The sequence below is a fragment of the Corynebacterium sp. NML 120412 genome, assembly GCF_002285155.1.
In the GTDB taxonomy this organism is placed as follows: Bacteria; Actinomycetota; Actinomycetes; order Mycobacteriales; family Mycobacteriaceae; genus Corynebacterium; species Corynebacterium gottingense.
This window is the reverse complement of record NZ_NSGL01000001.1, coordinates 219,093-227,456: the sequence shown is the minus strand read 5'-3', so window position 1 is coordinate 227,456 and position 8,364 is coordinate 219,093. Positions and strand designations below refer to the sequence as shown.

General features: G+C 67.7%; 9 protein-coding genes. 6 read left to right on the top strand and 3 right to left on the bottom strand.

The features are described 5' to 3' along the window. Both CKJ84_RS00905 and CKJ84_RS00900 read left to right on the top strand, forming a co-directional pair. On the top strand, positions 1-1,319 hold a 1,319-nt coding region (locus CKJ84_RS00905; RefSeq protein ID WP_095545660.1), incomplete at its 5' end, for a bifunctional ADP-dependent NAD(P)H-hydrate dehydratase/NAD(P)H-hydrate epimerase. Beyond that, a complete protein-coding gene (locus CKJ84_RS00900) occupies positions 1,312-2,259 on the top strand; it encodes an NAD(P)-binding domain-containing protein (protein WP_095545659.1) in 948 nt (315 codons plus the stop codon). The genes CKJ84_RS00905 and CKJ84_RS00900, both read left to right, overlap by 8 nt. Here CKJ84_RS00900 and CKJ84_RS00895 read toward each other — a convergent pair. Beyond that, on the bottom strand, positions 2,235-2,981 hold the full coding sequence (locus CKJ84_RS00895; protein WP_095545658.1) for a TIGR02206 family membrane protein: 747 nt from the start codon (positions 2,979-2,981) through the stop codon (positions 2,235-2,237). The two genes, CKJ84_RS00900 and CKJ84_RS00895, sit on opposite strands and share 25 nt — an antisense overlap. A gap of 272 nt (positions 2,982-3,253) precedes the next feature. Here CKJ84_RS00895 and CKJ84_RS00890 point away from each other — a divergent pair, with 272 nt between their 5' ends. The 3 genes from CKJ84_RS00890 to CKJ84_RS00880 all read left to right on the top strand — a co-directional run bounded on the left by CKJ84_RS00890 (position 3,254) and on the right by CKJ84_RS00880 (position 6,385). Beyond that, positions 3,254-4,363, top strand: a complete 1,110-nt coding sequence (locus CKJ84_RS00890) for a hypothetical protein (RefSeq protein WP_095545657.1) — start codon at positions 3,254-3,256, stop codon at positions 4,361-4,363. 18 nt (positions 4,364-4,381) lie between these two features. Continuing rightward, the gene (locus CKJ84_RS00885; protein WP_095545656.1) at positions 4,382-5,206 is read left to right on the top strand and encodes a hypothetical protein; all 825 of its coding nucleotides are present in this window, start codon (positions 4,382-4,384) and stop codon (positions 5,204-5,206) included. Between the two features lie 66 nt (positions 5,207-5,272). After that, positions 5,273-6,385 carry an MFS transporter gene (locus CKJ84_RS00880; protein WP_095546365.1) on the top strand — a complete coding sequence of 371 codons (1,113 nt, stop codon included), beginning with the start codon at positions 5,273-5,275 and terminating at the stop codon, positions 6,383-6,385. On the opposite strand, the gene CKJ84_RS00875 is transcribed toward CKJ84_RS00880, so the two are convergent. Both CKJ84_RS00875 and CKJ84_RS00870 read right to left on the bottom strand, forming a co-directional pair. Continuing rightward, positions 6,354-7,013 (bottom strand): ABC transporter ATP-binding protein, encoded by a 660-nt coding sequence (locus CKJ84_RS00875; RefSeq protein ID WP_095545655.1) that lies wholly within the window; start codon positions 7,011-7,013, stop codon positions 6,354-6,356. The two genes, CKJ84_RS00880 and CKJ84_RS00875, sit on opposite strands and share 32 nt — an antisense overlap. Beyond that, complete coding sequence (locus tag CKJ84_RS00870) at positions 7,014-7,994, bottom strand: ABC transporter permease (protein ID WP_095545654.1); 981 nt, start codon at positions 7,992-7,994, stop codon at positions 7,014-7,016. It lies immediately after the preceding gene. 89 nt (positions 7,995-8,083) lie between these two features. Here CKJ84_RS00870 and CKJ84_RS00865 point away from each other — a divergent pair, with 89 nt between their 5' ends. After that, positions 8,084-8,293: a hypothetical protein gene (locus CKJ84_RS00865; protein WP_143340294.1), complete on the top strand. Its 210-nt coding sequence runs from the start codon at positions 8,084-8,086 to the stop codon at positions 8,291-8,293. The last annotated feature ends 71 nt before the right edge of the window (positions 8,294-8,364 follow it).

Below are 8,364 nucleotides of genomic sequence, written 5' to 3'. Positions count from 1 at the left end.
TGTCCGGCTACCGGGTGGACGCGCTGCTGGTGGCGGGCCGCGCGCAGGAGCGGGCGCTGGCGGCGCTGCGCAACGCGGGCGGGACCGTGGTGGAGCGCGTTGACTGCGCGTATGACCTGGCCATCGACGGCATGACCGGTATCGGTGGTACTGCGGGACTGCGCGCGGAATACGCGGAGGTGGTGGAGGCGCTGCGGGATACGCGGGTGCTCGCGGTGGACGTGCCCTCCGGCATCGACGCCGACACAGGCGAGGGCGGCGAGCTCCACGTCACCGCGGACGCGACCGTGACCTTCGGCGGGTTCCGGCGCGCCCACGTGCTCTCCGCCGCGTGCGGGGTGCAGCTGATTGCGGACATCGGGATCGGCGGCCGCCACCTCTACGAAACGCTCGTGGACACGCTGCCCTTGTGGTCCGCCGACGGCCCGCCGTTGCTCACCGCGAACCGCGCCGTCACCCCGGACTTCCCTCTCCCTGAGGGGATGCGCACCCTGCTCCCTGCACCCGTGCCGTCGGTGGAGCCCAGCGCGTCCGACGACAAATACTCCGGCGGCGTGGTGGGCATCCGCGCAGGTAGTAGTACCTATCCGGGCGCGGCGCTGCTGTGCACGGCGGGCGCGGTCAACGCCACCCCGGCGATGGTGCGCTACGCAGGCCCGCAGGCCGCCGAGGTGGTGCGCGCACACCCCGAGGTCGTCGTCGCGGATTCCGTGGATGCGTCCGGCCGAGTCCAGGCCTGGGTGTTCGGCCCCGGCGCGGGCACCGACGAGGCGGCGGCCGCAGAGCTGCGCGCCCTCCTCAGCGCCCCCGAGCCGTTGCTTCTCGACGCCGACGCGCTCACCTTGCTATCCACCCACCCCGACCTCCTGTCCGCCCTGCGTGGGCGCGACGCCTACACGGCGCTCACCCCGCACGACGGCGAGTTCGCCCGGCTCCGCGAGGCGGCGGGCCTTCCTGCGGATTCGCGGATGGAGGAGACGCTCGCCCTCGCCGCTCACCTCGCCTGCGATGTCCTGCGCAAGGGCCGAGCCACCCTGATTTCCGACGGCCACCTCGTCTACGGCCTCGACGCCGGGCACTCCTGGGCCGCCACCCCGGGCTCCGGCGACGTGCTCGCCGGGATCGCGGGCGCGCACCTGGCCCGCTGCGCGGAGACTTCCTCGCTCATCGCGGCCGCGACCGTGCACGCCGTGGCCGCGAAGCTGGCCTCCGCTACCGAGTACGGCGATGCCACCGCGCCCGCGAGCCGCATCGCCGCGTTTGTCCGCGAGGCTACCGCTCTACTGACCACAACGACTCTGGAGGCGAACAATGCTTGATGCCGCGATCATCGGTGGTGGCCAATCTGCACTCGCGACCGCTTACTACCTGCGCAAGTACAAGGTGGATTTCACCATCTTCGGCGACCGTGCTGCCGGCGCTTGGCCGACGTACTGGGATAACCTCACGTTGTTTTCCCGCGCAGAATTTTCCAACTTGCCCGGCTGGCCTATGCCCGCCTTCGACGGCTATCCGCCACGCGACCACGTCGTGGACTACCTCACGCGCTACGAGCAGCGCTACAGCTTCCCCGTCGTTCGTGAGCACGTGGAGCGCATTTCGCTTGACGACGCCACGTTTACCCTCCACCCCCAACGCGTCACCGCCCGCAACGTGATCATGGCCACCGGTAACGTCCCGTTCGTGCCTCACTACCCGGGCACGTTCCCCGGAGTGCAGCTGCACGCCTCCGAATACCGCAACCCGCAGCAGTTGGCGGGCAAACGCGTCGCCGTGGTGGGATCCGGCGATTCCGGTGCGCAGATCACCGCTGACCTGGCGCTGGGCGGGGTTGATGTGGTGTGGCTGACCCGCCACGCGCCGCGCTTCATGCCGGATGACGTGGATGGTTCGGACTTGTTCCGCCGCAACCGTGAACGTTTCGTCGCTATCTCACAGGGCAAGCCGGACCCGGGCGGGGCCGACTTCGGCGGCGACATCGTCGTGGTGCCCGAGGTACGCCGCGCCCGCGACGCCGGGCTGATGCGCACGGAGACGATGCCGGACACGCTTGATGAGGTTTCGGCACTTGGGGTCGAGGCGATCGTGTGGGCCACGGGCTTCCGCCCGGCGCTCGGGCCGGTACGCGGCCTGGACCGCAACACCCCGGGGCTGTGGTTTGTGGGCTACAACCGCATCAACGGGCCTGGCGCGGCCACGCTGGGTGGCGTGAGTCCTTTTGCCAGGGACGTGGCTCAGGCGGTGGCGGGGCGTCGATAAGCGCTCGCCCAGGTCATCGCGGCCCAGACCGCTGGGACGCCGGGGACGACGATGAGGAGGTAGTAGGGCCACTTGCCAAAGAGCTCGAGGATGGACCAGCCGCGCGGGTAGCCGGCGAGGAAACCATAATTGCCGCCGGTGATGCGGTTGGCGGTGGCGGCGAAACCGGCCCAAGCGACGGTGATGGCGGTGGTAATGCGCCAGTCGCGCCAGGTGGGGCGGTAGCCGAGGCCGAAGGTGAGCACCGTCGGGACGACGAGGGCGGCGCTGTGGAAGAACCAGTACGCGAATTCCTGCAGGCCCGGGAAGTCCTGGACGTACGCCATGTCGGGGAAGAGCAGTGCCATGGGGTTCAGGAGGAAACCCCAATAATACGAGAGCGCGGTCGCGGTGGGATTGTCGGTGAGCAGCGCCGTCGGGGTGATAACGCGGAGGAAGTCCGTGATGTGGAAGGGGGCGGTTTCGTCCCACACGATGTTGCTCGGCGCGAGGACCCAGCAGTAGTAGGCGAACACAAGGATGCCCAGGACGGCGCCGGCGACCTTTCGCGCAGCTTTGACCACATTGCGGGGCAGGTTGCGGGCCGCGACGACGAGGATGCCACAGCAGAGAATGAGGACCACGAGTACGGAGAGGTGCCGAGCGTCGTACTGTGTCATCGTCCGGTAGGTGCGTCCGTTGCGCGACGTCCAGTCCGGCGGTTGGAGCGGCTGTAGCTGCATACGAGTAAGGGTACCGCGGTTAGGGTGTCTAAGAATTACAATGGTGTAACTTCTCAGGTTCAGCCCGGCTACCTCGATCTGGACCATTAAGGAGCCACCCCCATATAGGGGCGCTTTTTAAACTATTGACAGGCGATATTTAATAATACTATATCAATCCACAGCTCCTGCCTGGGATTATGTCAATATACACGGTCATTACCGTTTTTATAAAGCGAACACGGCTCACGCAAATGCTTCCATTTATGTATTCCTCAGGTAACATAATCAGCGTGTTCAACAATCAGAGATTCGCAGCAGCAGCCACCGCCGTCGCCCTGGGCGCGTGCGCTGTCATTGCGCCACAAGCGCAGGGCGCAACTGTTGGTAGCAACGACTCTGGTTCGTGCCACATCCAGCTAAACAGCCAGGAGCAGCAGGAATACGAGCGCGTCGCGTTCGCTTCCACCAAGTTCAACCAGGATGACAACTGGCGCCAGGCCTTCGAGGTCGCGTTCCCTGCCGCCGGCGACATCGCCGCCGAGTTCCAGGACGCCTACGAGAACGGCGGCCGCGAGTCCTTCAACGACAACCTGATGGACAACCTGAACGCGTGGGCCGACCGGATTTCCGCAGAAACCGGTGTCTCGCACGACGCGTCCTTCTGGTACTTCTCCCACCTGTGGAACAGCCTCGCTGTCTCCACCGAGCCGGACATCGCGCTGGTCAAATTCTGGGACGACGTGCACGACTCCCTCGACGCGGGCACCATCACCGCTTCGGAACAGGATGCCGCGTCTGAACCCGCCTTCCGCCCGGTCGCCCCGCTGGCCGTCCTGGAGCAGGAACGCAAGGCCCAGTTCCCGGAGCTGAGCCCGGAGCACGCGGCCGCGTGGACCGACGCCTTCGTGGAGTCGGAGGCCCTGTCCGACTACCGCAAGGGCGCCGCATTCGAGTCCGTCTTCCAGCAGGCCCGCCAGGAATGCGCAGAGGGCGGCGATGCCATCGTCCTGTTCCCCACCGACGGTGCAAACCCCGACGCGCAGCGCGCGGCGGAGAAGACCGACCAGGGCGCGGACGTGCTTCCCTCGGCAGAGCAGAACCCGCTGACCACTGAGCAGACTGACCAGCCTGAGCGCACCGAGCACGAAAACGGCACCGAGAACGGCACGACGACCACCGTCGTGCGGGAGAACGGCAAAACCACCGTCAACGTCTCCGTCACCTCGCGCACCAAGTCGCACACCGCATCGGAACCGACCGACAGGCAGGACAACGAGCCCAAGGTGGACACCGCCGCCGCAGCCGGCAAGCACATCTCCGTTGACTCCGGCATCATCGCCGCTATCGTGCTCGCCCTGCTGGCAGCCATCGGCGGCGCAGCCTTCTCCTTCCTTGGCTAGACCCCGAGCAGGGCACCGATGAGAACGCTCGCCGCACTCGCCACCGCGACCGCACTGGTCTGCGGTGGCGTTGCCGTTGCGCCCATTCCCGCCGCGAGCGCGGCCACCTGCACGCTCACCATGGAGCCGGAGGCCTTCGGTGCGGCCAGCGACGCCGCGCACCTCTACCTCGAGCGCGAGGCAAACCTCATCTACGCCCGCTACGGATCCTTCGTCGAGGCATTCCCCGAGGTGCGCAGCGTCGAGTCCGGCGTGCGCCGCCGCATCCTCGAGGAAGCGCTAGGCATCTACATCGATGACGCCCACTTCGCCGACCCCACCACCACCGAGCACGCGTACGCTCTCGAGGCGTTCGCCGACCTCGGCCTGCCCGAGTCCGTGGCCAACTGGTACCTGCAGCGCCACTCGCCCACGCAGACCACCCACAACCCGCAAATCACCGAGGTCGAGCACTACAAGGACTTCGTCGCCACCGACGGCCAAGTGCCCGTGGGCAAGGACGCCCCGGACTGGTTCGCCCCCACCGGCGTGGCCACCGACCCGGAGGCGGTCGCCGAGCAGCTCACCCAAGAGTTCCCGGGCCTGACGCTTGCCGACGCCACGCGCTGGGCCGACACACTCACCTCCACCGCGACGTACGAGAACCTGCGCGCCGTCGACCGCTACGCCAATTACTTTGACCAGCAGGACGCGCAGTGTGAGGCGGACCACGCGGAACCGACCGAAACGCCGACCGAAACGCCGCAGCCGGAAACAGACATCATCCCCATCATCGCCGGGGTCCTCATGCTGCTGGGTATCTTCGGCTACGGGGCGTTCGCGTACACGCATTTCTACGCCTAGATTGTTCGTGTGACCGATCTGCAGACATCCCAATCCCAGAAATTCCCTGTGGTCCCCCTCGCGGCGATGAGCTTCGCGGCGTTCGTCTACGTCACGTTCGAGATGTTCGCCGTCGGCCTCATCTCCCCGATGGCCTCGGATCTCAACGTCTCCGAGGGCCAGATCGGCCTCCTGATGAGTGTGTACGCCGGCCTCGTCGCCATCGTGACCATCCCGCTCATGGCCGCGACCCGCCAGGTGAACCGACGCCCCCTCTTCATGGCCACGCTCGGCTTCCTGCTCGCGGGCATCGTCCTGCAGGCGATCGCGCACACCTACTGGGTCCTCGTGGTCGGCCGCGTGTGCGCGGCGCTCACGCACGGCCTGTTCTGGTCGCTGGTCAACCCCATGGCGGCGCGCCTGGCACCGCGCGGCATGACCGGCAAGGCGGTCGCGGCGGTCTCGCTCGGCTCCACGCTCTCGCTGGTGGTCGGCTCCCCGCTCACCACCTCGCTCGGCGGGCTCATCGGGTGGCGCGGCTCCACCTGGGTCCTCGGCGTCGCAGTCCTCTTCGCGTTCCTGCTGCTGCTCAAGACGCTGCCCAGCATGCCGGCCATCCCGCCGACGCCGGCGGAGACCGCGCAGCAGCAGCGCTCCGCCATTCCCTCGCTCGTCTTCTACCTGGCGTTCTCCGTCACCGCGGTCTTCGCCACCTTCACCTACCTGGCGCTGCTCGTGGAAAACACGGCGGGGCACGCGTTCGTCCCCATCGGGCTCGGCGCGTACGGCGCGTTCGGCCTCGTCGGCGTCGTGCTCGCGGGCAATCGTGTCGACGTCCGCATGATCCGCCTCAACGGCTTCGCTGGGATCCTGCTCATTGTCGCCGCGCTCGTCGGGCTGATCGGCCTGCACACCGGCTCGGGCGTGATCATGTTCATCATGATCGCCATCTTCGGTACCGCGGCGGGCGCGCTGCCCACCGTCGCCACCACCATCTTCCTGTTCGCCGGCAAGCGCAACCAGGACCTGGCCAGCTCCATCTACGTGGTGACGTTCCAGGTCGGCATCGCCTCCGGCTCCGCGCTCGGCGCGGCGGCAGTGGACGCGGGCTACCTCTCCGGCACCCTCCTCATCACGCTGCTGCTCGCCGCGTGCGGGTTCGGCGTGCTTACGCTGCTCTCGCGACCGAAGCTGCGGTAACCTGCCCGTCCGCCACGCGGACGACCTCGTCGGACGAGGAGATGAGCTCCGTGTCGTGGGTGACAAAGCCGCAGGCGATGTTGCGGTCCTGCACCAGGTTGCGCAGCAGGGCGACGATCTCGTGCGAGCGCTCCGAGTCCAGCGCCGCGGTCGGCTCGTCGGCCAGGATCAGCGACGGCTCGCCCATGAGCGCGCGGGCGATGCCGACGCGCTGGCGCTGACCGCCGGACAGCTGCTGCATCTTGCGGTCGCCCAGGCCCTCCAGGCCCACGGTGGCGAGCAGCTCGTCGGCGCGCTCCTTCCGCGGCTTCACGCCGCGGATGTGGTCGGTGACCAGGAGCTGGTCGCGGACGTTGAGGGCGCCGATCAGGTTGGCCTGCTGGAAAATCATGCCGATTTTTTCCAGGCGGACGCGGGTGGAGACCGGGGTATCGTCGACAAGCACTGTGCCCGAGTCGGGCGTGAGCAGGCCCGCGGCGGCGGAGAGCAGGGTGGACTTGCCCGAGCCGGACTCGCCGACGATGAAGGTGAGGTGGCCCGGGGTGGCGCTGAAGGAGATGTTGTCCAGGGCGGTGAGGCGCTCCTGGCCGTCCTGGAAGGTGACGGTGACGTTGTCCATGGTGAGCATTTAGGCGATACCTCCGAGTGCAAGTTGTGGTTCGACGTTGGTGATGGAGCGGGTGGCAAACAGGGCGCCGGCGAGGCCGAGGACCCAGATGAGCAGCGGCGGGCCGACCGTGGACAGCGCGGAGAGCGTGAACGGGACCGTGCCGCCGACGAGCGCACCAAAGCCGGTGGCGATGGCGGCGCCGAGGATGACGCCGACCGCCAGGATGATGGCGGACTGGCCGAGCGCGTCCTTGCGCAGGTAGCCGTTCGACGCGCCGATCGCCTTGAGGATGGCCAGGTCGCGGGTGCGCTGCATCGTCCACACGGTGAGGAAGGCGACGATGACCAGCGCCGCGATGGCGTACAGGAAGCCCTGGATCATGAGCAGGGAGCCGCGCTCGGAGCCGTAGGCCGGCAGGGCGTTGAAGGAGTCGGACAGCTTCATGCCGCGGTCGTCGCTGGCAAGGAGGACCGTGCCCTCGGCGTCAGTGTGCATGGCGGCCTGCCAATCCCTGGTGGGCACCCACAGGACCGGAGAGTGCGAGTACTCCAGGTCCTCGGTGGTGCTGCCCACGGTCACGGGCGCGCCGCCCACGGTGAGCTCCTCGCCCGGGGTCAGGCCCAGGGACTCGGAGGCGACGGCGTCGGTGCCCACCACCTCGCCGTTGGGCAGCCTCGTGCCCTCCGGCAGGCCCAGGATGGCCACGGACTCCTCGGTGCCGTCCGCGCGGGACAGCAGGGTCTGGCCGGTGCCCAGCGGGACGTCGCCGGCCTGCGCGTCCTCCGGGCCCACGCGGGACGTGGTGTAGGAGGGCTCCTCCATATCCTTGAACACGACCGAGTGCGGGTTGAGCGCCTCAAGCGCCGACGTATTCTGCTTGCCAAGGCCAGCCGTCAGACCGGTGAGCATGACGACGAGGAGAGTGATCAGCCCCACGACGCCAATGATCAGGCCGAAGCGACCCTTAGCGTTTCCAATTTCTCTCAATCCAACGAACATGCCCCCATTATCTGCCTGACCTGCACCGTTCCACATCGGGCGAGCGGTGGAACCTTGAGTCAACCGATCGGTTGATTAGGCTTGTGCGCGTGCAAACCACCAGCCGAATCCTCGCCGTCCTCCGCGTCAGCCTGCACCTGCTCGTCGCGGTCCTCCTGCTCGTGGGCATGCTGGGCGACTTCACGCCGCTCGCGCTCCTCTTCGCCGCCGTCTACCTGGCGGGCACCGTGGCGCACAACCGCGGCATGGAGTACTCGGCGCGCGCGTCGTGGTTGCGGAGGTCTCGGCGCTGGAAATAGATCGTGGCGAGGACGGGGAAGAAATCCCTGTCCTCGCCACGTGGTCGGTTGGTGGGGTTCACGGTAGCGTC

Coding starts and splice junctions, on each gene's coding strand:
- CKJ84_RS00885 (WP_095545656.1), top strand. CDS start 4,382: ATGAGAACGCTCGCCGCACTCGCCACCGCGACCGCACTGGTCTGCGGT.
- CKJ84_RS00870 (WP_095545654.1), bottom strand. CDS start 7,994: ATGTTCGTTGGATTGAGAGAAATTGGAAACGCTAAGGGTCGCTTCGGC.
- CKJ84_RS00895 (WP_095545658.1), bottom strand. CDS start 2,981: ATGCAGCTACAGCCGCTCCAACCGCCGGACTGGACGTCGCGCAACGGA.
- CKJ84_RS00880 (WP_095546365.1), top strand. CDS start 5,273: ATGAGCTTCGCGGCGTTCGTCTACGTCACGTTCGAGATGTTCGCCGTC.
- CKJ84_RS00900 (WP_095545659.1), top strand. CDS start 1,312: ATGCTTGATGCCGCGATCATCGGTGGTGGCCAATCTGCACTCGCGACC.
- CKJ84_RS00875 (WP_095545655.1), bottom strand. CDS start 7,013: ATGCTCACCATGGACAACGTCACCGTCACCTTCCAGGACGGCCAGGAG.